The sequence below is a fragment of the Flavobacterium sp. FG139 genome, assembly GCF_057809695.1.
In genome coordinates this window covers 76,832-101,390 of the sequence record NZ_JBMDKL010000001.1, presented here as the reverse complement: position 1 = coordinate 101,390, position 24,559 = coordinate 76,832, and the positions used below count along the sequence as shown (strand labels likewise).

The window sequence follows — 24,559 nt, the reverse complement described above, 5'->3', positions numbered from 1 at the left end:
AATTTTCTATATGTACGAAAACTTTAGCAATCTTTTTTATTATTTAGAACAGGAAAAAATAACTATTGACAAAACTGAATTCTTATTTCAAATACAGTCACATCCTGATTACCCCTCTTTATTATCTATTTCGGATACACTTTCTTTCTTTAATATAGAAAATATTGCGGTAAATATTCCGATTTCAGAATTAAACATGCTACCTAATAGATTTATAGCATTATTAAATGATGATGATAACCACCCAAATCTATATTTTGTAGAAAAGTTTAATAGTGAATTTTCTATTTTGAATAATAAAACTAAGAATACGATTGTCAAGTCAGAGATAGAGAAAAAATGGAAAAATATAGTTCTTGTCATTGAAGGAAATGAAAATGAAAAAAAATCAATTAAGAGTAAATTGAATTGGTTACATTACATCTCTTTCGCTCTTTTTTTTACTGTATTTTTTTTTATAGACAGTAATTTCAAAAATAAATTATTTTTAATTTTTCCTACATTAGGAATATTATTTTCAATTATTGCACTTCAAGATTTGTTTGGAGCAAAAAGTGAGTTATTAAATAATTTATGTAATATTTCTGCATCAACAAGTTGCTCATCTGTAATAGAATCTAAAAAATGGAAAATATTTAATTATATTAGTTTTGCAGATTTAAGTATTGTTTTTTTTACATCTCAATTTTTAGGTCTAATTGTATTATTTTTAAATAATCACAATATTGCATTTTTTTTTAGAATTCAAGAAATTACTCTTTTTTGCACAATACCTATAATTGTTCTGTCTTTGTATTTTCAAAAATTTGTTGAAAAAAAATGGTGTCCTATCTGCTTATTTATAATACTATTAATATTATCTGAATTATTATACTTAATCAAACTAAGCCCAAGTAATAATATCTCAAAAGAGATATTTGTGATTTACATATTTATCTTAATATTTACATATTTAAGTTGGGCATTTTTAAAAAAATTATTAATTAAGAATAAAGATTTAAAAGAATTTCAATTTAAAGCCAATAGGTTTATTAGAAATTACCAGATTTTCAAAAATACCCTAATCTCAAAAGAAAAAATTGCTCTTCCATTTACAAACATTGTCTTGGGAAATAAAAATAGTAAGCTAATTATTAACGTCATTACAAATCCATTCTGTGGACATTGTAACAAAGTACATCAAATTTTAGATTCAATATTGGAAAAACATAGTGAAAGTATTCAAATTCAAATTATCATCAATACAAATCTTGAAAATGAAACTGAAGAAAAAAAATCTCTATATAGATCTTTAATTCAAATATATCTAGATGAAGGTCAAGATAAATTTAGATATGCACTTAACTACTGGTTCAAAAACAAAAAAATAGATGAATGGTTAGATTTATACAAATCTGATGAAATAAATTATAATGAAGTTGATGGATTATACAGAAATCATAATGATTGGACATCTAAAAACAACTTTAACTATACCCCAGTAATTTTTATTAATGGTTTCATTTATCCTAAAATCTTTGATAGAGAAAATTTGGTTTTTTACATAAATGATTTAATTGCTGAATTAACCTAAATTGAAAAAATTTCCTAATTACATCCAAGCAGATTCCAAAGATTGTGGTGCTACTTGCTTAAAAATAATAGCGAAGCATTACGGCAAAACTCTAAATATACAAACATTAAGACAACTTTCTCAAACCACAAGAGAAGGTAGTAGTTTATTAAATGTTTCAGATGCAGCCGAAAGCATAGGTTTTAAAACTTTAGGAGTAAAAATTAGTTTAAATAGAATTAAAGAAGCTCCACAGCCTTATATTTTACATTGGAATAAAGAGCATTATGTAGTTCTTTACAAAATCAAAAAAGACATTTTTTATATTTCTGACCCAGCACACGGATTAATTGAATATTCTAAAGAGGAATTTCTTAAATTTTGGATTGGTAACAACGCAGATGAAAATACACAAGAAGGAATTGTTTTGTTATTTGAACCTACTGCAAAATTTTATCAATCTGAATTTGATAAAGAAGAAAAAAAGTCTTTTGGTTTTGCACTACTTTTTAAGTATTTAATACCTTATAAATCTTTTGTTATTCAATTAGGAATAGGGCTTTTAGCAGGTAGTTCATTGCAATTGATATTCCCGTTTTTAACACAAAGTATCGTTGATGTCGGAATACAAAACCAAAACATCCATTTTATTTATCTGGTGCTTTTTGCACAACTATTTTTGTTTTTTGGTCGTACCGCTTTAGAACTTATCAGAAGTTGGATATTACTAAATCTATCCACAAGAATAAATATCTCTTTAATCTCTGATTTTTTTATCAAATTAATGAACTTACCTATATCTTTTTTTGATGTTAGAATGACTGGAGATATTATGCAACGTATTAACGACCATCATAGAATTGAGAGAATATTGACTACCTCTTCATTAGAAATATTGTTTTCTATTATCAATATGTTTATTATGGGCGTAGTATTAACCTATTATAATCTTAAAATATTTGCAGTTTTTTTTATTGGTAGTATTTTGTATTTTCTTTGGATCACACTATTTTTAAAAAAACGTAAAGAGTTAGATTATATACGTTTTTCACAAGTTTCACAGGAACAAAGCAAAGTCATTGAACTTATTAATGGTATGCAAGAAATAAAACTCCATAACGCCGAAAAACAAAAACGTTGGGGTTGGGAATATATTCAAGCAAGACTTTTTAAAGTTTCTATGAAAGGACTTGTTTTGGAACAGACTCAAAGTATTGGTTCTAACTTCATTAATGAATTAAAAAACATTATTATTGTTTTTCTGTCTGCAAAACTTGTTATTGACGGACAAATAACTCTTGGTATGATGATGGCAATTGCAAGTATTGTAGGAAGTTTAAATGCTCCTGTACAACAACTAATAGGATTTATCCGAGAGGCTCAAGATGCCAAAATATCATTAGCTAGACTTGCTGAAATTCATAACAAAGAAGATGAAACCCAGCAGGAACAAACACAAACACACGAAATACCACAAAACAGTGATATAATGATTAGAGATTTATCTTTTAAATATATTGGTTCAGATGTTAATGTTTTGGATAATCTAAATTTGACAATTCCAGCCAATAAAATAACAGCTATTGTAGGAACTAGCGGAAGTGGTAAAACTACTTTAATGAAACTATTGTTAAAGTTCTACGAACCTCAAAAAGGAGAAATAAATATAGGCAAGACATCTCTTAAAAATATTGCTCAAAAGACATGGAGAAATCATGTTGGAACTGTCATGCAAGAGGGTTATATTTTTAGTGATACTATTGCAAACAATATTGCTATTGGAGTAGATATAATTGATAAAGAACGTTTGGTTTATGCCTCTGATGTAGCCAACATAAAAGATTTCATACAAGATTATCCGTTGGGATATAATACAAAAATTGGAATGGAGGGAGTTGGAATGAGTACAGGACAAAAACAACGTATGTTAATTGCTAGAGCGGTGTATAAAAATCCCGAAATGTTATTTTTTGATGAGGCTACCTCTTCCCTTGATGCTAATAACGAAAGGGAGATTATGGAAAAATTAAATGTTTTCTTTAAAGATAAGACTGTTGTAGTAATAGCCCATCGATTAAGTACGGTTATGAACGCTGACCAAATTGTAGTTTTAGAGAAAGGTAAAATCGTAGAAATAGGAAATCACAAAGAGTTAGTAGATTTAAAAGGCAGTTATTTTAAATTGGTTAAAAATCAATTGCAATTAGGAAGTTAATACTATGGAAGATAAAACAGTCAATTTTGAACTTAGAAACGAAGAGGTTCAAGAAATACTAACACGTGTACCGCATTGGTTAATCCGTTGGGGGTCTGTGGTTGTTTTTAGTATTATCCTTATGCTTTTTTTTATTTCTTGGTTAGTAAAATATCCTGATGTTGTCTCTACTCAAATAGTCATTACAACCAATATACCCCCTCAAAAATTGGTGGCTAAAAACTCTGGAAAAATTGAAGCAATTTTGATAAAAGATAAAACCGATGTTTTAAAAAATACTCCTATTGCTGTAATTGAAAATACAGCCAATTACAAAGATGTATTTTTATTAAAAAGCATTGTTGACACATTCAATATTGACAAAAATAGTTTTCCTTTTGATAGATTGAAATCCGCTCAATTAGGGGATATAGAAAGTAGTTTTGCATTATTTCAAAAAGAATACTCCGTTAGTGAATTAAACACCAAATTACAGCCCTTTAAAGTGGAGGGAACGGCTCAAAGTTATGAAGCTATTCAATTAAAAGAACGATTAAGTTTATTAGAATCACAAAAAAGCATCAACCAAAACGAACTTGAATTACAAAAAAGTGATTTAGATAGATACGAAACACTTTTTAAAAAAGGAATTATTGCCTCACAAGAATTAGAAAAACACAAACTAACTTATTTACAAACCGAGCGTAACTACAAAAGTTTGTTAAGTTCTATATCACAACTAATATCATCTTTGAATGATTTGAACAGAAATAGTAAAACTACTCAAATAAACGAGAGTAAAGAGAATGTAAATTTAGAACGTAATGTAATACAGGCTTTTTATGGACTTAAAAAAGCTATTAAAGATTGGGAACTAAATTATGTTTTTCGCTCTTCAATTGATGGTAAAGTATCTTATTTGCAACTTTGGGCAGAGAACCAAACTGTAAATTCGGGCGATAATGTTTTTGCAATTATCCCAAATAGTGAAAATGGTTTTATAGGTAAGGTAAAAGCTCCAGCGGAAAACTCGGGTAAATTAAAAGTTGGTCAAAACGTAAATATTCGATTGGCTAATTACCCTGATAGAGAATTTGGGGTTATTCAAGGAATTGTAAAAGCTATCTCGCTCACTCCTGATAAAGACGGTAAAATACTTATTGATGTTTTGCTACCAAACGGATTAAAAACATCCTATAAAAAACAAATTCAATTCCAACAAGAAATGGGTGGAACAGCAGATATTATAACCAAAGATTCTCGACTAATTGAGCGGTTTTTATATCAGTTTAGAGATATGTTTAAAAGATAAAAAAAGCAAGGCTTTTAGCCTTGCTCTATGTATAACTTAAATCCTTTATTATGGAAACATAAAAAAGTTCATTACAAATATAGTTATTTTTTTAGTTTAGATTTTACAACCTTACCCCCTTTAACATATCGATACCCTTTTTTTAGTGTCCCGTCTTTTTTAACTCCCTCCCTTACAATTACACTACTGCATAATTTTTTTGCTGAAATTCTTTTTTTACCTTTTGATTTCGATTTTTTAGCTACCATGATTTCTAAATTTTAATTGTTATTTAACTGTGAATGATAATTTTCTTTTTGTTGTTCTTTGTTTTGGCTCTGTAACTAACCTTTGATAATACATTGAGTATTTTAAAGTAAGGTCGTTGCCTCTGTTTTTCTCCAGCGTTGCAAATCTTTGCTTTGGGTCCCAGTGGGTGGAGCAATGAATTACACAAGTTGGATTGTGCGCCATTTTATTACCTCCGTACATAGCTCCGTTTTCTTTTACTTGTGAGATAAAGCACCAAATTACCTTGGGGTAAGTAGTTCGCAAATAATTAAGCTGGTCGGCTGTGATTTTTAAATCCGTTACCGAATCAGCGATAATTACTTTTACTACCTTACAGAATTGCTGTAACTCCTCAAATGGTTTTTCTAAATAGCCTTTAATAGCGATATACTTTCTGCCTCTCTCTGAAGTATTTCTATTTATGCTATCTTGAGTATCTTTACTCTCTGTACCTCCTTGCTCATAATCGATATAACCAACAGGGATTTGCATTTCTCCAAAGGCATTGGCAATCTGCATAGCGAGTTGCGATTTAGAGCTGTGTTTATCTCCTTTGATGATAATAAGTGATTTGTGAGGTTGTTGCTTTTGCAAAAACTTTCCAATCTCTCCCCCTAAAGTAAAAACATCCACAGCATGTTTTGGTGCAGAATCAGCAGAGACAAACCCCAATTTGGCAAGTTTATTTAAACTACTATTTGGATCAGAATTGTTATGCGCTTTAACTACCTTATTTTTGGCTATGATTGTACCGCTTTTTTTGATTGTAGAAGCAGGTGTTTTTATAACTTGTGCTACCACCGATAAGCCTGCGTTTGCTTTGGTTTTAGTTTTGGTTTTTGCTCTTGTGGGCTTTTTAATTGGATTTACTTTGGTTTTTACTCCCTTAGTTACTTTACTAACTTTGCCTTTAGTTTGAGCTTGCTCACTTTCTTGCTCTTGCTCATCATCATTTTGAATCTCTCTATCTAAAATATGATTAACCGCTTTTTGGGCTTTGGCAGATGCTTTTAAAAAAAATCGGTTGTCATTCTCTAGTTCATTTACTAAAGCATCATTCCAACCTTTTAAATATTTTGCCGAGTTCTCTCTTGTGTGAAATAATATTCCTGATTCAGCACATAAAAAAACTGCTCCGAGTTCCGCTACTAACTCCTCAAAAGCATAAGCCGTTTTGTCTTTTTTACTTCCATCTCTAACTCTAGTATCATTACCTCTGTCTAATCTTTTAGAATGTCCTGTTGAGTGGATCATCTCGTGAAAAAAAGTGCTATAATAAGCAGCTTCTTTATTAAACGCTTCAATCTTTGGCATATTAAGAGTATCGGTAGCAGGTTGATAATAGGCTTTATCCCCAATAAAAGTATATTTAGGCGGGTTTTTATAGCCGTCAATTATCTTTTGAGCCTCAGCAATAGGATTTATTTTTTTCTTTTTGGTCTTGTCCGATTCAAACTTTAATCCTATGCAATGGTCAGCTCTAAAAACATTGTAATATTTAATAACAGGAATTTTTATTAAATGCTCCTTTAAATCTTCTTTGGTTAAAGAATGCTCCTTTACAAATTCTGTAAACTTTTTTCTATCGGTAGTTTTGAATTTTAATGTGCCATTATCATAATTAAAAATCATTGTATAATAAATCACACGTCTTGCTTTACTTCCCTCGATAAGGGTTGCTTTTGCCTCTCTGATTTGATTAAAGGTTAAATAATAGGGCTGTTTAAAATTTATCGGTACTAAATATCCCTTGCCGTTATCATCAAACTTTATATCGAAATTCAGTAAAAAATTTGCTCCAGTATATTCCTTTTTACTCACATAGTTTTTAGCTGTTCCATCACTTCCCGAACCTACCCACTCTTTTTGCCAAGGCAAATGTCCTACCTTTTGTATGGTATTTAGAATTAAATCCGTAATGTAGGAGTAAATATCATCAGGGGAAACCCCATTAAGTCCTGTCTCTAAATCCTTTTCAGAGTGGTACTCTAAAGAGGGTAAAATAATCTCTTGTTCTGCCCCTGTAAGTCCTAAAGTATCCACAAAATCATTTATCTGTATTGCAAAAACAGCATCTTTATTTTGTCGCAATAAATTACTTAATCGCTTTGCAATTAAATGATGCGTTTCTCTTTTGGCTCTTGTGAGTAGTTTTTTTAGTGCGCTTCTTGAAACCGTCTTACCATCCAAACTATTAAAGGCTGTTACTACATTCATACGGCTTGTTTTTACTGAATTATTGAATACTCTTTACCCAATACCCCTATAATGGTTTCTATGGATAAATCTTTTATAGATTTAATAGTTACCAAACTCTGTAAGTTGGTTAAATTCTCTACAATTGGAATCTCTACAATTAAGTCCTTTAACACAAATTTGCCTTTGGCTGGTACTGAAACAAACGACTTATTAACGGTTATTGTAGCAATCCTTTTTTGGGTTTTATCGCTTATAATGATTCGTTTTACAACGGCTATAATGCCATCGGGAGAGAAATTGTCATTTGTGGGATTAAAAAGCGTTACATCCAAATTAAAACGCATACGCTTAAAATTAATATCAAAATTTCTAAACCCTGTCGGTAATGCTTTTAGTTTTGTCATTGTCTGCTTCCATTTATCAATCTTTGTGCTGTACCATAATAAACCTGCTCCAATGAGCACACCTGTTACTACAATATGTTTTGTTCTTACACCCATAACATTTTTGTTTTACCTCTTATAAAAACAAAGGCTTTATAACTTATAAAAACTAAACTCAAAATCCCCAGTCCTATTAAAAACCGCTCTAGCTTTGAGAGTGGCTTATCTATTATTACAGGCACTTTCTTTATCTGAATTAGAGTTTTGTCGCTTTGCCCTTTAACCTTTGTCTTTTCATTTGTAGTTTGTCCAATTTTGGTATAAAACTCTAGCTGTTTTGTAAGTTTATCATATAGTAATTTATAGCTGTTATCCCCCGATGTTTTAGAGGTGTTGAGTTTTTGCAAAATCTCATCTACTTTGGCATTTACTAAAGAATCTAAAACAGGATTACTAGTTTTACTCTGCGCTACTGGAGTAATTAAAGTGTCCTCAATCTCTTTGTTAATTTGTGCTACTTTAGTGCTATCTGTTTTTTGAATATCACTCTTTACAATAGTGTTTTGCTCTTGATACTTTTTAGCTTCAGAGCAACTACAAAAAAGTAGGGTAATGACTAATACGACTAAAATTTTACTGATTATTGTTTTCATTTTTTTTGTTTTTAATAGTGAGTTTTAAGTGATAAAAAAAAGTTTCTGTTGCCTCTAGGATGTGGAAAAAATCAAATCCATAATACAGGCTGGCTACTTCAAATATTTTATTAATCAGGTGTCTTTTCATTGGTTATGATTTGTTTTAGTTTATCGAAAAAAGCTCCCAATAAATCTTCCATTCTCTTGTGAAAAATGGTAGAAAACGAACCACACCAAGCACAAACCATATAAGTAAAGAGCTTGTTAAAATGCAAAAACTCATCAAAAAAGCCATAAACTAAAAGTGCTACAAACACAGATACAATCGCCTCTGCTAAAAACCATTTATAAGAGGCTTTCGCCCCTTGTCTAACTTGTCTTATTATCTTAACTATTGCCCCCATAATTACTATAAATAAAAACAGGAAAAAATCTAATAGTTGTTTGGAATGTGTTGTAAGCCATTCCCAAATTTGATGCTTTGTCATCCTCTGTAAATTTTATTAATTAATATGCAAAAGCCCAGTGAAAAAACTGTAATAGGGATTATTAAAGAGTATCTGCTTGACTTTTTTTTTTAATATCGAAAGTGTATCTACACCGATGTAATAATTAAGCTGTTTCACTCTCTCTGCTAGATTGGTCAGCCCTCCATTTAACTTTTTAGTAATGCTGTTAATATTGCCTATATCTGCTAGTGGATTAAGATTGAAGCGAACCGACCAAAACCAACCTGCAATATCTAGGGCTATATCGGCTCTACTGGCTAAATCAGGATTGTTAATTACATCATGCCCCGAGTAGTTTTTATAAGCCTCGTAGTTGGCTCTTCCTGTAAGTTGTATAAGTCCTCGACCTCTAAATTTCCAACCATCTCCTTTTTGAGTATTGCCTAAATTTACTTTACCCCAAGCCCCACCATAGACTATATTGGCTATGGCTTCTTGATTTGCTTTGTGGGCTGATGTTCTGCCGTATAAATTGGCTTGTGAGACAGATATTTGATTTACTCCAAAGGTTTTAATTAGTCCCTGTGGGGTATAATCTAAACTCTCGGTAAATCTTGTAAATCCTCCGCTTTCCTCGTGGATTTGCGCCAAAAAATGCGCAATACGTTTAGGGGTGTTTATCGCATATTTTTGAAATACGCCTAAAAATGTGATGCTATTTGTCAGTAAAAAATCCATTACAATACTACTTTTTTAGGTTCTACGTTTGGCTTGTCTTTTATGTTATCCTCTTTAGCTGGTGCATTATCTGATAAGGTGGCAACAACTAATATCCCTGCTAGGGCAACCCCTAATAATAATGTGGCTTTAGTATCCATTATTTAAAATCGTTTAATGTGATTTGACTAACTCCCTTTTGAGTAAGTAGCGCATTTAGGGTATTGCGCCCAAAATCGCCATCTACCTGAATTTTTAAAAAGGATTGTAAGGCTCTAACTTCTGCTCCCTTACTCCCTTTTTTAAGTAGTTTGTTTTTATCAATTGTCTCTGTGGTAGTTGTGGCAGTCTTTACAGAGGGTACAGTAGGTAAAATTTTGCCTACAGGCTTAATCATATCTTGGTTGGCTATCCAATAAATATCACTCATTATCATTCCATTTCTTTGTACGACATAGCGGTATGTTCCGTCAGGTTTTAACCCCACCCAAATAATAGTACCGATTTTATCCCCCTTTTTAAAAGTGGCTTTTCTAATTCCCTCACTGATATAATTCCCATCTGCCATTTTTCTAGCATCGTAAGTCTTTGTACCATTAAATCCTGTTGCCATTACCTCTTGACCTATAGCATATCTAAAACTATTGGCTAGACTAGGTACTTTTACAGGCAATTGTGGTTTTATTAGCGTAGTGGCTAGTGATGGAACTTTAACAGGAAGTGTAGGCTCACTTAAAATTGGTGTATTTACTTCACTATTCTCAAGAGGTTTGTCCTTGCTCTTTTGAATAAAATAGTAGATACCACCTCCAACAGCTAGGGTAACACCTGCTCCGATCCAAATTTTATCTTCTGTACTCATTTTATAATTGTGTTGGATAATTTGATTTTAATAACTTGTAATCCTCCGAGCTTAGCTCTTCTTTTAGCCAAACTTTTAAAGGATGCTTTACTGGTGTTTGCCAAAGAGCAAAATAGGTGTTGCCCGTAAGGGTATTGTAATACCTAAAACCAAAGGCTTTAATAACCTGTGCAAATTGCGTTGGGCTTACTCCTGTTAAAGCTGTAAAAATGGTTTTACGTTTATCGGTATTAGTAAAATTTGCCTCTTTCATGGCATCGTAGAGCATCGTGACTATTTCTTTGGCATTAAAACCCTCATCACTAAATCCACCATCCAAATACGCTGCACTATTTTTGTTTTTGCTACTCTGTGAGAGCGCTAAAACCAATATCCCAAACCCTGCAATCCCTATAGTAATAGGAACTATTTTTGATACTTCCATATTAAAAAAAGTGTGGTATTATAAATCGTAATTCCATTAGTTCACTAGGGCTAAACTGGTCTATAAACCACTCTATTAAAGTGAGTTTTTTTGAAAATGGGTTAACTCCTTTACGCTGACCAAAGGCGTTATAAATTCTAACAAACCCATTGTAATTAACTCCCATTAGATTCTGCTTAACCGCTTTAAATCCATTACCCAATCCATACATCGCACTATAAATAGCCTCTGCCTTGTTCTTTGCCATGCCACTAGAGATATTGCTGGGTTTTTCTTTTTTGCTTTCCGTTAAAGAAGAAAATCCGATAAATATCTTTTTGTAAGCATAATAACCAACCCCTAAAAAAAAGCCTGTTTTTAATACACCCTTTACAATCGATGCCGTAGCGTTAACCGCATTATTTGCTGTCTCTATGGTGCTACCGATTGCTTTTTGCCCCTCTTTTGAACTGGCAACAACCACAAGTGCGGGATTGTGTAAACCTTGCTTTCTCATTTGCTTTTTTTATTGGCTGTGAGAGTATTGCTCCCAATTTCATTTTTACTTTACTAATTAAGCACTTAGCATTGTAAGAGGTCTAAGACATCTGAGATGCCAGAGACATTATTTGGGCTGTACCGCTTTAGTATTTCATCTTTACTCTCTTAAACTTGGAGCAACACCATTTACACCTTGCGTATAAACCTATCACAGCTATTATTTTGTGGTTTACTGATGCTTGTCTTGTAAATGGAGCTTACAAAAAAGCACCAATAAAGCCACCTTTACATTATAAACTCCTCTATGGTTTGCCACCCCTCTTTGGAGGTAACCATACTCATTGCTTTACTAGACTTTTTAAGAGCAACTAATTTTTGTAAAACTTCGTTGTCTAAATCTGCTAAATCCTCCAATAACTTGGCTTTCTTTTGCAATTTGAAAGGATTGCTTTCTTTGGTTTTTATATTAACTGTATTCATTTTACACAATCATTTGATGTTTTTGTAATAATTCAAAAAGTTCCTGCGAAAACAGGTTATTCTCTGTTTTTTCACTTATCTTTTGATACATCACTTGCAAGAGCGAAATAGTATCATCATCTAGGGTTTTGATAATATCTAAGAACGATTTTTTAATATCTGAATAGTTCTCATCCTGCGCCTCATCCGATGAGGCAATAGATAAACCATTAGCCTCTACAGGAACATTAAAACCTAAACCTTTTAAGATTATGGGAGCTTGTTTAACTACTCCTAAAAGCATATTGTTTAAACTATCGTTGCTCTCTTTGGTGTACTTTCTTTGAAGTTTTTCCTCATTTAAAGCATCGTTTTTTGCTTTAAGTTCCTTATTCTCACTTTGGGCTTCTTGGAGCTTTCTTGAAAGTTCCTCTCTATCGTAGGCTTGAAGTTTTAAATCAAAAATATCACTCACTCCCAGCCCCATTAGTCCTTTGGCTTTTTTCTTTTTTTTCTTATTCTTTTTTGGTCTTTGAACTATCCTACTGGGTTCTATTTTTGAAATTTCTTGCTCCGAATCAGAAAGGCTAACCTTAAATGAGTCTGCTTCAATTTTAAAAGCATTTGACCCATTTCGGCGTTTTTCCTGTAGGATTAATTCAGTGTAACCCTCTTGAAAAATATTCTCAAAAAATGCCTCTGAACTTCCAAATTCTTGTTGTACTCGATCGTGGGTTATATTGCGATAAATAACCTTATTGGTAATAGCGTCATAAACCGATACAGCACAAAATTTGTCGCTATCAAGTCTATCCATCAAATCATCTAACTGCTCCATTTTTAAATTAGTTTTTTGTAGATAAGTAAAATTTTATTGCTTGGGGTATCCCCTTTTTTTGAACTACTAAAAGTATCGATGTAACTTACTGATAGTTGTACTCTGCTATAAGTTCCATCGGGAACTATTAAAATCTGCTTTTGGCTCGGGTAAATACTTACTCCATTAACAAGGGCTATACTTGTACCCTTATTAACTATCGATAAGCAAGTAACATTCTCTAAAATGGGGATTTGTTCCTCTCTAAATTCCCTTGTTATAAAAGCAGATTCTACAAACATCTTTACATCGATTTTACATCATTGTTATACAAAAACACTACGTGAAATTTTAAAGGAACATCACTATCTAATTTATCCTCCAAAGAAAAAATAAGAGAGTAATCTTTGTTGCCCGTATCAAAATTCAGAGGCTTGAATGTTTTTTGATATTCTCCCCCTGCACTTGGTCGCCAATTGTCAATATGAACCATTGGAATAATGGCAATACTATTGTCGTCTTTCATCTCTATAGATGCCATTGCTCCGACTTGTTTCTCTACTCCATTGGTATAAACTGCAACTGAGGTAGTAAATCCTGTAGGTAGCTTAAAGTTTTCGCTCGTGTAAGTCTCTCCTGGTTTTATTGTTGCTTTAACAACAAAATGAATCTGTCTCATAGCCCTTTGATTTTAAAAAGCCACAGCCTTTGTTTTAACTATGGCTTTTGAATTTTGATTTACTATTTTTTAGCCTCTGTTACTCTAAACTCAATGCGCATATACATTGGTTTGCCTGCCGAAACTGTTACCCCTTTTGGAAATTCCAACTCTAGTTTAAACTCCTCTTTTGCTCTTAAAAGTGGTGTGGTAGCAATAGGACGGTAATCCTCATTTTTAAAGGCTTGGGTATCGGTTAGGGGCAAATCGATTAACATATCGTTGGTTTGAATTAGTCTCAAATCAGCGTTTTGTAATTCCGCAGGAAGTGTGTCTTTGTTTTGCCAATCAGCATTCTCAATTCTATCACCTTTTGTGGTAAATTGTAATCTAATGGCATCAATAACCACATCACGACCCGAGTTTAAAAGATTACCGTCAAAATTGGTAATCCCAACGAGTTTTTTGGTATTGGCATCAACGAGTTGATTAATACCGCTCATTCCGTCAACTCTTACATTTAAGTAAAAAGTTTTGTCAACTAATTTAGTCGCTTGTGGTCTAGTGGCTTGTGCGTGTTGGCGTTGTCTTGCCCCTAAAACTTTAATTGCTGTTTGCAATTGTGGATTTCTATTTTCCATCTTTTTTTTAAATTAAATTTTTACTCTTTCTTATAAAATGTAGTTGCCTCGCTCATCGATGTAAGCCCCTAAAGCATCATCCTCATACCCATTTAAACCATCCTCAACATAATTGCCGTTTACATCAATATATCCGCCCAATCCATCAGCATAATAGTTTCCTGCATCATCATAATAGCCGTTTAAACCATCCTCAACATAGTTGCCGTTTACATCAATGTATCCCCCTAACCCGTCCTCGTGGTAGTTACCATAAGCATCGATATACCCGTTTAGTCCGTTTACTGCTCCTGATAATCCCGCTGCTTTTTGCATGAATCTACCCATTGTAGAATCAGGGCTTAATTTGGATGCAATTTTCTCTGAAGAGAGAATGTTTTTAAATAGTTCCAAGCCGTGTGCAATAGAAATTCCTAAAGCAGAACCTCTCAAAAGCGAACTTTTGGTATCGCTCCCCTTTACCTTAATGGCTAAAAAACCTGTTCCTAAAGAAACTACTCCATTCACTACACCTTTAACCGTGTTGGAGGAGGTTTCTGTTACTACCCCTGTAAGCCCTCGTGAGAGTGCGCCTATGGCAACGGCAGAACTAATTGTTATTAACTCTTGTTTCATTTTCTTTTTTTATTAATTATTACTTTTACTTGAACTTGTAGCCAATAAAACACCTGTTAAAACTCCCGCACCAATAACAATGGGAACAACATAACTACTTTTGCCTGTTGTGGGGGCAACCTCATTTTGAGCGGTTTCTTTTTGAGTAGCCACCTCTTCTTTGAGGTTCTCTACAGGAATGTCTTTAACCTTTGAAATAGTCTCTAATTGAGCATCATTTGGAAGTGAACTACTTACCTGTGAATCTGCTACCAAACTCTCTTGTGGTACTCCCTTAACCTGTGCAATAGTTTCAATCTGTTGTGGCGTTGGGGTAGCGTTTTGCATTACCTCGCTTGGCGTCTCTGCTGACTCTGTTTGGCTTGCTCCTCCTGAAACAGCATTTTGAATCGTGGGTTTGATAATGTTATTTACTGCCATTTCCCCCACTTTACTATGGGCAATTTTTGAAATGGCTTTCACGGCTTTACCATTTTTGATTTTAGTAAATAGCTTACCTACTTTGCTATCTAATAGCTTACTAGCAACACCACCGCCAGGAATAAAACTCATTGCTGTAGTGGCTAGTGGGATGGCAACCTTGCCCACCTTAATAGCGTTTTTAATGCTGATGTCTCTCTTTGCGGATTGGACGTTACGTTTAATGAACTTTCCAATTTTTAGCCCCCTGTTAAGACCTGCATTAAGTCCTGTTTGTTCTTCTAAAATTATCATACTCTTATTTTTTAAAAAGGAAATCTTCTCTTTGCTTTTGTACTGCTCTTTTGGGATACGCCTTTAAGACCTCTTTTAGTGCCATAAACACTATTTGCCTTTACATAGATGTTATACAATCCGCCCTCTGATTTGGATTTGTGGGCTAAAGCATCTTTGCCCAAAGAGGCTAGCATATTTTTAGCCTGTGTGGCACTTCTAGCAAAATCATACAACTCAAAGGCTTTCAAACAGGGTTTTTTAGTAACATACCAACCTGTTTTTTTCGGAGCAGGACAATTAAGTCCTACGTGTGGCAATTTTAAACTCATAAAAACATCTTCTTTACTGGTGTACTTCGGTTCTTTATTACTCTGTACTGTTCCATCAATTACACAATACCCTTTATCTAAATTTGAGCTGTCTTGCTCATTGGGTACAACCACGTAAACGTGGGTGTATCTCTTGGGGTTGAAATTGGGCTGTTTTATCTGTCTGATGTAATGCTTAATTCCTAAATTTAAAAGCACACAACTAGCAAAAATTGAATAACTCTTACAATCAATCCCCTCTCGGCGGTTAAACCAACTATTGGCAGGACTTCTAATGTTTTGGGTTACCCCATCGGCTTGGTATTGGATGTCATAGAACAAAAAATAATGAATCTTATCGCAGGTCTCTTTTAGTGTTCTACCCTGTAAAATCTTTGATAATTTGGCTACTTGCTTGTAAAAAGTCTTTGCCCAAACACTCATAATTTTAACCGAGTAAAAAGTATCGCCACTTGAGAGTTTTACTTTTTGATTCTTTGGCTTTTCAATTAAATGACTAAACTCATCACCCTTTTTGATGCTTCGTTTTAAAAGCAGATTTATATCCTGTTTTGTCATCTTATTTGTGATTTGCTCCACAAAGGTTTTAAATAAAAAATCCTTGCCATAAGCTATGGCAAGGATTGATAAACAACGGTAAAGATTTCTTAATTTAACTAAGCTACGCTAAACTATGGTAAGGAAAAACAATTGCAATTCTTTGAGAATTTCATTGCAATTAACTATCATCCTCATAACAATACCCTTTAGGTAGTCCATAGGTTAAAACAAATTCCATAAACTCATTGTGCGGAATTATTTTGGTGTTTTTTGATATTTTTTTCTCTTTTAAAATCTCGTTAATCTGCTTTCTAATATTTGCCTCGCTGAACTGGTCACAATACATCGTAACAAGCTCCGATTTTGTCAGTGAATAAGGAAGCATTTTTTTGTCTTTACTGCTCATTGTTTCGATGTGTTTTTAAATCGTGAATCTCAAAAAGTATTCTGTAGGCTTTGTTTTCTAAAAAATATAATATCCTGTTGTTTCTACAAACAAGCCAATCAAATAATTGCAATGGTATTGCAATGATTATTGCAATGAAAATAAAAACTACCATTGCGTTTAATACTATTATTTTTAATCGGGTTTTAACTCTCATACTACTGATATTAATGTTATTTTGAACAAAAAACTATTTTAAGGCGATTTCTAATTAAAAACGTGTATTTGTCTAGCTCTCCGTTTAATACTTTCTCAAATAGCTTCATTTTAAGTTTATCATCATTTATAAGCGGTGAAATTGTATTTGCCGTTCTTAATTTGGTGTTTTTAACACTGCTTTGTTTGGGGTTCTCTAAAACCCGTATGACAAAATTTTTATTGATAATTGCATTGGTGGGATAAATCGATTTTTTACCCGCAATTAATTGCCGTTTCATTTTTTATAGATTTACTAGTTTTTGATGGATACAATCACTTATGATTTGCATGGTGTTTTTTTGCTCTTGGTTTCTATCTTCTCTATTCCAAGAGCAACAATACAATAGTATCACAGCTTGTGAGGGAGACAAACCAATGTTGCTAAATGGTCGTAAACTCTCAATTTTGCTTCTTAAAACATAAAACATACTCTGCAAAATGTCTATTACAATAATATCATTGCAATACTGCTGATAATCATTGCAATTGGAGAGATTATCTACTTTATACCTGATAAATAATAATAGTTCGGATTGTATAATCTTGGTATTCTCTTTGCTGATTTTCTTTAATACGATTTTCATATAATTTTAATTTTTTGAATTAATACATCATTCTCATAGAATTGCACCACGTTAGTAATGGACTTTAATTTGCTTCTCTCAAAGCGTTTTAGCATACTTCTAATAACTAACTCGCTCCTGCGCTTATTTTGATTTAAAGGAGAGTACCAAACTTTGTTTTTATATGCCCCCTTTGTCAGAATGACCATTTTTATTTTGGAGCTTTCTTTTTTAAAAAATTCGTGTGGCATAGCTTTAAAACTCTAATAGGTTATATTGTATAGGGGTAATGGACTTTTGGGTATGTTCAAGAGACTTTTTTAGAATTAACTCAGGTAGTTTCTCCATATAATTTTTAGGTAAATTCTGCCCTACATAATCAAACAATTGGGTGTAGGTAATCTTATCTTTAAAAAACCTATTTAAAGCCGTTTCACATTTTTTAGCGTAGTTAATAGCCTGCTTTCTTTTACTTGCGTTTACTTGTTGTCTCTTTTTAAGAGTATCGTATTTTTGGATGGCTTTCAAATGCTCGTTCCACTTTCTTTTGGTATATTCAAAACCTACTTCTTTTGCCGTTTTTCTTGTCATATCCAAATAATCAAATGGGAATAGTGGCGTAAACTCATTTTTTATAAACCACTTTACAGCCCAATGGGTACGCCAACGCATTTGTTGTATCTCATCCACCAAAACACTTTTATTAAAACTGTTTCCAGTAAAAGAAATCCACTTGTTTTGATAATACAGGCTAATAGCTTTTTTGTAACTGCCTACAAAAGGGGTTGAAAACCTATAGATTTTGGATATTGATTTAAAAAAATCCTGAATGGCTAACTCTCTAAACTCCTCATTTGTGAGTGTTCCGCTAAAGGCTTCTTTAAACAAATAGCGAATATCAATTGGTTTGTAATCGTAATACATTCCACTAGCTAGGTTCTCTGCCAGCTCCTGTGGGTGCAAGATTAATTCTTTAAGCCTTTGCGAGAGTTCATTAGGCTTTTGTATAGTGTTTTGCCCCGCCCCCTTAGTGCAAATCTGACTTTGACCGTTGTGTGTTCCTGTAAAAAATGAATTTAAACCCGTGAGAGCTTTGCTCGAACTCCAATTACTTTGAGAATTGTTAACATTCTCATTCTTTTTATATTCATTTAAAATAGTTCCAGTACTTTCATTGTTATCAGGTAAAACTTTCCCTTTTAAAATTTTAACTTGCTGATTTTCAATTGTTATAAGTTCCATTGTTTTTAGCTCCAAAACCACCAAAATCTCGGGGTTTATATGAAGCTCAACCGCTCTGTTTTTCCCTGCAAAATGATACGCAACAAACACTCCTGCTTCCTCTAATCGCTTTCTGTGATTACGAACTGTTTTAGAACAAATAGCAATACTATTAACCTCGTTTCTCTTTAATTGAGTTACTAAAAAAGAGTTTACTTTAAACTCCTGTAGCGGTCTTTTTGAGGTAATACCCGCTTTGATAAATTTCTCATTACGGCTCATTAATTGACTATTGTACAAATGCAATAAATTTTGAAAAACTACCTCTGTTGCATATTTTACGCTTTGGATTTTCTTTTTTTCAATAATATCCCCGTAACTATTGCAAAACTCTGTAACAGCTTGGTTGTATGTTCTAATGGATTTTAATTGTTTGCTCTTTAGCAAAAACAATCTTTTAAACTCTAGCTGAACTTGGGATAATTCATTTTCTTTATAAAATTCTTTAACAGAATTATTATGCTTTGCTATTAGCTCATTTTCCTCCTGTGTTTTAAAATTGTAACTAGCAATGTACTTGCGAAAATTATCCATAGTACCACTAAAAGCCTGTTCTATAATAGCGGGATAAATTGCAATGATTCTATCATTTAATTGCAATGGTATTGCAATGATTCTATCATTTAATTGCAATGGTATTGCAATGGTTTGTTTTACCTCTTGTTTTGGCTCTAAACCGAACAGAGTAGAGGCTAGAGTAAAGACCCTATCGTTTAACTTTTGGGTTTGCATTTTCTTAATTATTTAATAATTGCAATGATTTTAATGGGTAATTGCAATGATTTTAAAAACAATTGCAATTCTTTTAACCTATAGGCAAGGCGTATAATCTACGCCTGTGCCTTAAGGAAATTACAGCTTTTCGCCGTTGTGTATTGTGGATTTATTTTCACTTTAATTCAGAACAATTGCAATGATTTCAATAGATAATTGCAATTATTCTGAAAACTATTGCAATGGTTATTTTGAGTATTTTTTTTGTTAATGAACCAAATAGCTATTAAACTCTATTGTTTTTATAGAGTTCAACCGTACTTTTAACAAAAATGGTTTCATTGCCTCTGCCTTTACTTCCTTTTTTGGCTATTCTTAATAAACATTTTGGATTTTTAAGGTCTTTTTTTATTTTTTCAACAGATACACCAACATAATCGGCAACTTGTTTTATTGTTGGTTCTGTAATGGTTTGCCAACTCGTAAGACCATTTAAAACAGCCAACAAATCATTTGAAAGAATTACTACCTGATGACCCTCTGGGATTAAAATTGTCTGCATAACCTATCATTTTTAAATTATGGGACAAATACACCAAATAAAAAAAAGTCCGATAAGTACTTTTTGGTCTTATCAGACTAAAAAGTTTGTGAAGTCTTATAAATAAAGGAAAGTTTAAATCGCTCTTTTTTCAAAAATCAGACCTTGAAAAAAACAGGGGATTTTTTGTAAAAAAGCACACTTTTTAGGCAAAAAAAGAAGCGAAAAGTGTTAAAAAAAGAGGATTTTTTATAAGGTCTGATAAAGTCTGATTAGGTCTTATCAGACTTTGAGCTTTGGGAAGCATTATCAATAAAGGAAAGTTTAAAAATGATTTTTTGAAAAATCAGACCTTGTGTAGTTTTTGAATTTTTAATTGATAGAAAACAAAAAATCCGATAGCTTCACTGCTATCGGATTATAAAATGGTTATCATATTTTCCCCATTGGGGTCTTTATCGTTTCGATTGGGCGATAAATAGGTTTGAATGGTAGTAGGAGAAAGTGGTTGCCCGTTCTCATCTACAAAGTTATCACAAATAAATTCGGATACTTCTTTTATTTTGCATTGTAAGTAGGGCTTTCCGTTTGGCTTAACCGTAGTCATCATTTGTTTGAAAACGTGAGTTAATATATTAATAGCCCCATGAATTTGAAGTGGTTCTGATTTAACATAATTTATCGGATAACCTGTACTTTTTGGTTCTGTTCCTAAATCAGTTTTCATTTTGCGAATTGTTTGCAGTTTCTCGATGAGTTGACTACATTGTAAATCATAATCCTGTAGCTTATTATTTTTTGAGATAATTTCAGCTTGTCTATACTCAAAAATTTCCTCTGTTAAATAGATGATACAATCATTAAAGTTTGATAATGTTTCAACGTGATGTTTTGTCTGATAAAAACAAAAATACCTCTCTTCAGTTTCTGCATTTATTAATCTTTTGGGAACTCTAGTCTTACTTGGTTTTAAGACTATTGGGCATTGTAATAAATCTCTTTGTTGTTGAATCAAATTAAGTAATTTATTGTATTTAAAAAATTGGTTATTTTTTTTAAATATTTTTTCATTTTGAGTAATTAGCATATCAAAACAATCAATCCAATTTAAAGGATCGCTTATTTGGTTCAATTGATAACTTATGAAATTTGAAAATTGAGATTGTGGAAGCTCTAAAATTTTGTTAATTAATGCTAAACAATAACTCTCTAAATTAATTTCTCCTTCATATATTATATCTAAAACAGGATTGGTAGACTGATTTTGCGATACAGCCACAAATAATATAAATGGAACGGTTTTTACAATATTTTTGTTTGGGTTCATTTAGACAATAGTTGCATGGTGTCAAAAAAAAATCCTTAAAAAGGATTTTTATTACTAACTTAATTTATTACCTAAACAAAACGTAAATAGCACTCAAAAAGTATTTTAATGTTAAGAAAATCTTAATAATTAGAATCTATTTAATACAGCATCAATGATTTTTCTGTGTACTGCATCTTTAACCTCATAAGAATAAGACCCTTCATAAATAGAATGTACATCGCCTCTACTATGTCCTGTAATCTCCATAACTACATCTCTATTGAGTTCAAGCTGTTTCCCTAAATTAATAAAGGTATATCTAGCTGTTTTAGTAGTAAAATAACTCTCTATTAGTGATTTATTGTTTTCATCTTTAATGCTGTAAATAAATTTACCAAAGCGTTTCAAATAATTATTTCGTAAAGAGGGATATTGATATTTATGAATGTTGATTAAATAAGGTGCATTGTCTTTATATTTTTCTAGAATTACCAATGCCTCGGGTATAATAATATTATCAATAAACTCTGATGTCCCCCCTTTAAATCGGGTAAATTGTACTCGTCCATTTTTAACGTGCAAATCGTATCTTAAATTGGCTAAATCAACAAAGTCCAATCCTCCAAGATAAAAACACAATAGAAAGTAATTGTGATAGTGATAATCAATATCTGTTCGCATACTTATTATTTTAGGTGGTAGATTTTCAAACAATGTTTTCATTTCAGATAACATAAAATGTTTATCCTCTGTCTTACCCAACTTTGGCATTACTCCCTTAAAAGGGCTTATGAAATCATCAGGCTTATAAATTTTTCGTTTTATTGCTTCATTATAAGCTGCTCTTATAGTTCTTAAATAACAATGAATTCCTCCAACGTTACATCCATTGTTTAATTTAAAATCTCTAAATTTTGTTATAAAACTATAATTGATTTCAGAGAAATAAATTTCATTTTGATATTTTTCTAAAACATTATACGCGTCCCTGTAATTTACCCAAGTCTTCTTTTTATTATCCTCCAATTCTTTATAATAATTTTTTAGAAAATGTAAAAAAGAATCGGGATTATCATTGGCTAAAAAACTTTCTACTTGACTTATGGAAGCATAATTTGTAGGTTTTCCCAAAATAGTATTTATTTTGATTTTTGTTTTTAAAACGTAATCAATAAAATCAAAATAAAAGGGATGGGTTCTTTTAGGTTCTTTTAAGACATCATCCCAATCTTCAATTCTACAATGATAGGGTGTAGGTATTTTTTTTATTTTGTTTATGTAAACATAAATAATCAAGGCATAACCTTTCTTTGATTCCTTGTTTGAGGTATTTAATTTGAATTCTATTGTCATAATTGAAAAAAAGTAAGTAAAAAATAAGTAAACAAATGTATTATTTTGTACATATTTTGTACCTATTTTAGCGTTTTTGTGAGAAAAAAATAAACGCAAAAATGACAATTTAAGTATATTGCATAAAAAAAGCCTTGATTTTCAAGGCTTTAAAAATGTGATCCCATCAGGATTCGAACCTGAGACCTACTGCTTAGAAGGCAGTTGCTCTATCCAGCTGAGCTATGAGACCATTATCATAATCACTTATGAGTCGGGGTGGCAGGATTCGAACCTGCGGCCTCCTGCTCCCAAAGCAGGCGCGATAACCGGGCTACGCTACACCCCGAAAAAAAGCGGAGAGACAGGGACTCGAACCCTGGCGACGGTTACCCGTCGACAGATTAGCAATCTGCTCCGTTACCACTCCGGCACCTCTCCTATTCTTTTTTTGTATAAGAACTTTCGCTTTAAGCGGTTGCAAATGTAACGTAACATTATAATATTTACAACATTTTAAACTCTTTTTTTTGATATAAATCGTACATTTTAATGAATCGCTTAAAAATCAAATAAATAGAAAATAATATTTTTACATTATTAAATTATTACGGAATATCTTATACTGAAAAATGAATTTTCCCTAAAAAACAGTAAATTTGCCTAACAAACTAACAAACAACAATTCAATAAAAAAAATTATGAATAAAAAGATAGTTATCGTATCGGCCGTTAGAACCCCAATTGGAAGTTTTATGGGGTCTTTATCTACTGTTTCTGCTCCACAACTTGGGGCTGCAGCTATAAAAGGTGCTTTACAAAAAATTAATTTAGATCCAAAATTAGTTGACGAGGTATTTATGGGACAAGTTGTGCAAGCTGGCGCTGGTCAGGCTCCTGCCAGACAAGCTGCTATTTATGCTGGATTATCCAATGAAGTTGCCTGTACCACAGTTAATAAAGTATGTGCTTCTGGAATGAAAGCCATTATGTTTGGCGCACAAGCTATCATGGCTGGTGATGCCGAAATTGTAGTAGCTGGTGGTATGGAAAACATGAGTTTGATTCCGCATTATGTACACCTGAGAAACGGCGTGAAATTTGGCCCAACAAGCATGCAAGACGGCATGCAAAAAGACGGATTAGTTGATGCTTACGACAACAATGCTATGGGTGTTGCTGCCGATTTATGTGCTACTGAATATAAAATAACACGTGAAGAACAAGATGCTTTCGCGATTCAATCGTATGAGCGTTCTGCTAAGGCATGGGAAGCTGGTAATTTCGATTCGGAAATTGTACCGGTTGCCGTTCCGCAGAGAAAAGGCGACCCAATTATGGTTACAAAAGATGAAGAATACACCAATGTGAGATTGGAAAAAATTCCGACTCTAAATGCTGTTTTCACGAAAGACGGAACCGTTACTGCGGCTAATGCTTCTACTATTAATGATGGTGCTGCGGCAGTTATTTTAATGAGTGAAGAGAAAGCCCTTGCTATGGGATTACAACCATTAGCCTATATAAAATCGTATGCGGATGCTGCTCAAGAACCAAAATGGTTTACCACATCTCCAGCAAAAGCATTACCAAAAGCCTTGAACAAAGCAGGATTATCGCTTACTGATGTTGATTTCTTCGAATTTAACGAAGCTTTTTCTGTAGTAGGTTTAGCGAATGCCAAAATATTAGGATTATCAAACGATAAAATTAATGTCAATGGTGGAGCCGTTTCATTGGGACATCCATTGGGTTGTTCGGGTGCTCGAATTGTGGTGACATTGATCAATGTTTTACAACAAAATAATGCTAAAATTGGAGCAGCGGCTATTTGCAATGGTGGTGGTGGTGCTTCGGCTATTGTGATTGAAAAAGCTTAAAAAACTATTTTGAATTTTATTGAACAGGTTGTAATGAACTGCCGAAATTCATAGCCCTGATAGT

Annotated in this window: 27 protein-coding genes and 3 tRNA genes; 4 read left to right on the top strand and 26 right to left on the bottom strand. The window is 32.7% G+C overall.

Going from position 1 to position 24,559, the window contains the following annotated elements; genetic code table 11:
* Positions 1-10: 10 nt before the first annotated feature.
* From ACODSI_RS00480 to ACODSI_RS00470, 3 genes are read left to right on the top strand one after another with little or no spacing between them, the layout of a single operon-like run.
* Complete coding sequence (locus ACODSI_RS00480; RefSeq protein WP_488914868.1) at positions 11-1,573, top strand: vitamin K epoxide reductase family protein; 1,563 nt, start codon at positions 11-13, stop codon at positions 1,571-1,573.
* A 1-nt stretch (position 1,574) separates the two neighbouring features.
* On the top strand, positions 1,575-3,767 hold the full coding sequence (locus ACODSI_RS00475; protein ID WP_488914867.1) for a peptidase domain-containing ABC transporter: 2,193 nt from the start codon (positions 1,575-1,577) through the stop codon (positions 3,765-3,767).
* Between the two features lie 4 nt (positions 3,768-3,771).
* Positions 3,772-5,058 carry an HlyD family secretion protein gene (locus ACODSI_RS00470; RefSeq protein WP_488914866.1) on the top strand — a complete coding sequence of 429 codons (1,287 nt, stop codon included), beginning with the start codon at positions 3,772-3,774 and terminating at the stop codon, positions 5,056-5,058.
* An 83-nt stretch (positions 5,059-5,141) separates the two neighbouring features.
* Here ACODSI_RS00470 and ACODSI_RS00465 read toward each other — a convergent pair whose 3' ends face one another.
* The 26 genes from ACODSI_RS00465 to ACODSI_RS00340 all read right to left on the bottom strand — a co-directional run bounded on the left by ACODSI_RS00465 (position 5,142) and on the right by ACODSI_RS00340 (position 23,056).
* Positions 5,142-5,306: a hypothetical protein gene (locus tag ACODSI_RS00465; protein WP_488914865.1), complete on the bottom strand. Its 165-nt coding sequence runs from the start codon at positions 5,304-5,306 to the stop codon at positions 5,142-5,144.
* A 19-nt stretch (positions 5,307-5,325) separates the two neighbouring features.
* Positions 5,326-7,545: a zincin-like metallopeptidase domain-containing protein gene (locus tag ACODSI_RS00460; protein WP_488914864.1), complete on the bottom strand. Its 2,220-nt coding sequence runs from the start codon at positions 7,543-7,545 to the stop codon at positions 5,326-5,328.
* Positions 7,546-7,556: 11 nt separating this feature from the next.
* Entirely contained in the window at positions 7,557-8,027 is a 471-nt protein-coding gene (locus tag ACODSI_RS00455) for a hypothetical protein (protein WP_488914863.1), read from the bottom strand.
* Complete coding sequence (locus ACODSI_RS00450) at positions 8,018-8,563, bottom strand: hypothetical protein (RefSeq protein WP_488914862.1); 546 nt, start codon at positions 8,561-8,563, stop codon at positions 8,018-8,020. Before ACODSI_RS00450 ends, ACODSI_RS00455 begins: the two co-directional genes overlap by 10 nt.
* Before the next feature lie 110 nt (positions 8,564-8,673).
* Complete coding sequence (locus ACODSI_RS00445; RefSeq protein WP_488914861.1) at positions 8,674-9,033, bottom strand: hypothetical protein; 360 nt, start codon at positions 9,031-9,033, stop codon at positions 8,674-8,676.
* Between the two features lie 15 nt (positions 9,034-9,048).
* On the bottom strand, positions 9,049-9,732 hold the full coding sequence (locus ACODSI_RS00440) for a glycoside hydrolase family 19 protein (protein WP_488914860.1): 684 nt from the start codon (positions 9,730-9,732) through the stop codon (positions 9,049-9,051).
* Entirely contained in the window at positions 9,732-9,872 is a 141-nt protein-coding gene (locus ACODSI_RS00435; protein WP_488914859.1) for a hypothetical protein, read from the bottom strand. Before ACODSI_RS00435 ends, ACODSI_RS00440 begins: the two co-directional genes overlap by 1 nt.
* Positions 9,872-10,573 carry a peptidoglycan-binding domain-containing protein gene (locus tag ACODSI_RS00430; protein ID WP_488914858.1) on the bottom strand — a complete coding sequence of 234 codons (702 nt, stop codon included), beginning with the start codon at positions 10,571-10,573 and terminating at the stop codon, positions 9,872-9,874. The genes ACODSI_RS00435 and ACODSI_RS00430 overlap by 1 nt, the downstream gene beginning before the upstream one ends.
* 1 nt (position 10,574) lies before the next feature.
* On the bottom strand, positions 10,575-10,997 hold the full coding sequence (locus ACODSI_RS00425) for a hypothetical protein (protein ID WP_488914857.1): 423 nt from the start codon (positions 10,995-10,997) through the stop codon (positions 10,575-10,577).
* A 1-nt stretch (position 10,998) separates the two neighbouring features.
* Positions 10,999-11,493, bottom strand: a complete 495-nt coding sequence (locus tag ACODSI_RS00420; RefSeq protein WP_488914856.1) for a hypothetical protein — start codon at positions 11,491-11,493, stop codon at positions 10,999-11,001.
* A 269-nt stretch (positions 11,494-11,762) separates the two neighbouring features.
* Entirely contained in the window at positions 11,763-11,957 is a 195-nt protein-coding gene (locus ACODSI_RS00415) for a hypothetical protein (RefSeq protein WP_488914855.1), read from the bottom strand.
* A 1-nt stretch (position 11,958) separates the two neighbouring features.
* The gene (locus ACODSI_RS00410) at positions 11,959-12,774 is read right to left on the bottom strand and encodes a hypothetical protein (protein WP_488914854.1); all 816 of its coding nucleotides are present in this window, start codon (positions 12,772-12,774) and stop codon (positions 11,959-11,961) included.
* 2 nt (positions 12,775-12,776) lie between these two features.
* The gene (locus ACODSI_RS00405; protein WP_488914853.1) at positions 12,777-13,055 is read right to left on the bottom strand and encodes a hypothetical protein; all 279 of its coding nucleotides are present in this window, start codon (positions 13,053-13,055) and stop codon (positions 12,777-12,779) included.
* A 2-nt stretch (positions 13,056-13,057) separates the two neighbouring features.
* Complete coding sequence (locus tag ACODSI_RS00400; protein ID WP_488914852.1) at positions 13,058-13,432, bottom strand: hypothetical protein; 375 nt, start codon at positions 13,430-13,432, stop codon at positions 13,058-13,060.
* A 62-nt stretch (positions 13,433-13,494) separates the two neighbouring features.
* Positions 13,495-14,052, bottom strand: coding sequence for a hypothetical protein (locus ACODSI_RS00395; RefSeq protein ID WP_488914851.1), 558 nt, complete (start codon positions 14,050-14,052; stop codon positions 13,495-13,497).
* Positions 14,053-14,082: 30 nt separating this feature from the next.
* Positions 14,083-14,667, bottom strand: a complete 585-nt coding sequence (locus ACODSI_RS00390) for a hypothetical protein (RefSeq protein ID WP_488914850.1) — start codon at positions 14,665-14,667, stop codon at positions 14,083-14,085.
* A gap of 12 nt (positions 14,668-14,679) precedes the next feature.
* Entirely contained in the window at positions 14,680-15,381 is a 702-nt protein-coding gene (locus ACODSI_RS00385; RefSeq protein WP_488914849.1) for a hypothetical protein, read from the bottom strand.
* Positions 15,382-15,392: 11 nt separating this feature from the next.
* Positions 15,393-16,250 (bottom strand): transglutaminase-like domain-containing protein, encoded by an 858-nt coding sequence (locus ACODSI_RS00380; RefSeq protein ID WP_488914848.1) that lies wholly within the window; start codon positions 16,248-16,250, stop codon positions 15,393-15,395.
* 160 nt (positions 16,251-16,410) lie between these two features.
* Positions 16,411-16,638, bottom strand: coding sequence for a hypothetical protein (locus tag ACODSI_RS00375; protein WP_488914847.1), 228 nt, complete (start codon positions 16,636-16,638; stop codon positions 16,411-16,413).
* A gap of 1,055 nt (positions 16,639-17,693) precedes the next feature.
* Complete coding sequence (locus tag ACODSI_RS00370; protein ID WP_488914846.1) at positions 17,694-19,451, bottom strand: hypothetical protein; 1,758 nt, start codon at positions 19,449-19,451, stop codon at positions 17,694-17,696.
* 268 nt (positions 19,452-19,719) lie between these two features.
* On the bottom strand, positions 19,720-19,995 hold the full coding sequence (locus ACODSI_RS00365) for a hypothetical protein (RefSeq protein WP_488914845.1): 276 nt from the start codon (positions 19,993-19,995) through the stop codon (positions 19,720-19,722).
* 397 nt (positions 19,996-20,392) lie between these two features.
* On the bottom strand, positions 20,393-21,301 hold the full coding sequence (locus ACODSI_RS00360) for a hypothetical protein (RefSeq protein ID WP_488914844.1): 909 nt from the start codon (positions 21,299-21,301) through the stop codon (positions 20,393-20,395).
* 129 nt (positions 21,302-21,430) lie between these two features.
* A complete protein-coding gene (locus ACODSI_RS00355) occupies positions 21,431-22,636 on the bottom strand; it encodes a tyrosine-type recombinase/integrase (RefSeq protein ID WP_488914843.1) in 1,206 nt (401 codons plus the stop codon).
* Positions 22,637-22,794: 158 nt separating this feature from the next.
* Positions 22,795-22,868: transfer RNA gene (locus tag ACODSI_RS00350), tRNA-Arg, on the bottom strand.
* Between the two features lie 21 nt (positions 22,869-22,889).
* Positions 22,890-22,964, bottom strand: a tRNA-Pro gene (locus tag ACODSI_RS00345).
* An 8-nt stretch (positions 22,965-22,972) separates the two neighbouring features.
* Positions 22,973-23,056: transfer RNA gene (locus ACODSI_RS00340), tRNA-Ser, on the bottom strand.
* 260 nt (positions 23,057-23,316) lie between these two features.
* On the opposite strand from ACODSI_RS00340, the gene ACODSI_RS00335 reads away from it, so the two are divergent.
* Entirely contained in the window at positions 23,317-24,495 is a 1,179-nt protein-coding gene (locus tag ACODSI_RS00335) for an acetyl-CoA C-acyltransferase (RefSeq protein WP_488914842.1), read from the top strand.
* The last annotated feature ends 64 nt before the right edge of the window (positions 24,496-24,559 follow it).

Coding starts and splice junctions, on each gene's coding strand:
- ACODSI_RS00385 (WP_488914849.1), bottom strand. CDS start 15,381: ATGATAATTTTAGAAGAACAAACAGGACTTAATGCAGGTCTTAACAGG.
- ACODSI_RS00380 (WP_488914848.1), bottom strand. CDS start 16,250: ATGACAAAACAGGATATAAATCTGCTTTTAAAACGAAGCATCAAAAAG.
- ACODSI_RS00400 (WP_488914852.1), bottom strand. CDS start 13,432: ATGAGACAGATTCATTTTGTTGTTAAAGCAACAATAAAACCAGGAGAG.
- ACODSI_RS00420 (WP_488914856.1), bottom strand. CDS start 11,493: ATGAGAAAGCAAGGTTTACACAATCCCGCACTTGTGGTTGTTGCCAGT.
- ACODSI_RS00435 (WP_488914859.1), bottom strand. CDS start 9,872: ATGGATACTAAAGCCACATTATTATTAGGGGTTGCCCTAGCAGGGATA.
- ACODSI_RS00415 (WP_488914855.1), bottom strand. CDS start 11,957: ATGAATACAGTTAATATAAAAACCAAAGAAAGCAATCCTTTCAAATTG.
- ACODSI_RS00465 (WP_488914865.1), bottom strand. CDS start 5,306: ATGGTAGCTAAAAAATCGAAATCAAAAGGTAAAAAAAGAATTTCAGCA.
- ACODSI_RS00440 (WP_488914860.1), bottom strand. CDS start 9,732: ATGGATTTTTTACTGACAAATAGCATCACATTTTTAGGCGTATTTCAA.
- ACODSI_RS00335 (WP_488914842.1), top strand. CDS start 23,317: ATGAATAAAAAGATAGTTATCGTATCGGCCGTTAGAACCCCAATTGGA.
- ACODSI_RS00395 (WP_488914851.1), bottom strand. CDS start 14,052: ATGGAAAATAGAAATCCACAATTGCAAACAGCAATTAAAGTTTTAGGG.
- ACODSI_RS00365 (WP_488914845.1), bottom strand. CDS start 19,995: ATGCAGACAATTTTAATCCCAGAGGGTCATCAGGTAGTAATTCTTTCA.
- ACODSI_RS00450 (WP_488914862.1), bottom strand. CDS start 8,563: ATGAAAACAATAATCAGTAAAATTTTAGTCGTATTAGTCATTACCCTA.
- ACODSI_RS00410 (WP_488914854.1), bottom strand. CDS start 12,774: ATGGAGCAGTTAGATGATTTGATGGATAGACTTGATAGCGACAAATTT.
- ACODSI_RS00460 (WP_488914864.1), bottom strand. CDS start 7,545: ATGAATGTAGTAACAGCCTTTAATAGTTTGGATGGTAAGACGGTTTCA.
- ACODSI_RS00405 (WP_488914853.1), bottom strand. CDS start 13,055: ATGTTTGTAGAATCTGCTTTTATAACAAGGGAATTTAGAGAGGAACAA.
- ACODSI_RS00370 (WP_488914846.1), bottom strand. CDS start 19,451: ATGCAAACCCAAAAGTTAAACGATAGGGTCTTTACTCTAGCCTCTACT.
- ACODSI_RS00355 (WP_488914843.1), bottom strand. CDS start 22,636: ATGACAATAGAATTCAAATTAAATACCTCAAACAAGGAATCAAAGAAA.
- ACODSI_RS00470 (WP_488914866.1), top strand. CDS start 3,772: ATGGAAGATAAAACAGTCAATTTTGAACTTAGAAACGAAGAGGTTCAA.
- ACODSI_RS00375 (WP_488914847.1), bottom strand. CDS start 16,638: ATGAGCAGTAAAGACAAAAAAATGCTTCCTTATTCACTGACAAAATCG.
- ACODSI_RS00425 (WP_488914857.1), bottom strand. CDS start 10,997: ATGGAAGTATCAAAAATAGTTCCTATTACTATAGGGATTGCAGGGTTT.
- ACODSI_RS00430 (WP_488914858.1), bottom strand. CDS start 10,573: ATGAGTACAGAAGATAAAATTTGGATCGGAGCAGGTGTTACCCTAGCT.
- ACODSI_RS00445 (WP_488914861.1), bottom strand. CDS start 9,033: ATGACAAAGCATCAAATTTGGGAATGGCTTACAACACATTCCAAACAA.
- ACODSI_RS00480 (WP_488914868.1), top strand. CDS start 11: ATGTACGAAAACTTTAGCAATCTTTTTTATTATTTAGAACAGGAAAAA.
- ACODSI_RS00455 (WP_488914863.1), bottom strand. CDS start 8,027: ATGGGTGTAAGAACAAAACATATTGTAGTAACAGGTGTGCTCATTGGA.
- ACODSI_RS00390 (WP_488914850.1), bottom strand. CDS start 14,667: ATGAAACAAGAGTTAATAACAATTAGTTCTGCCGTTGCCATAGGCGCA.
- ACODSI_RS00360 (WP_488914844.1), bottom strand. CDS start 21,301: ATGAACCCAAACAAAAATATTGTAAAAACCGTTCCATTTATATTATTT.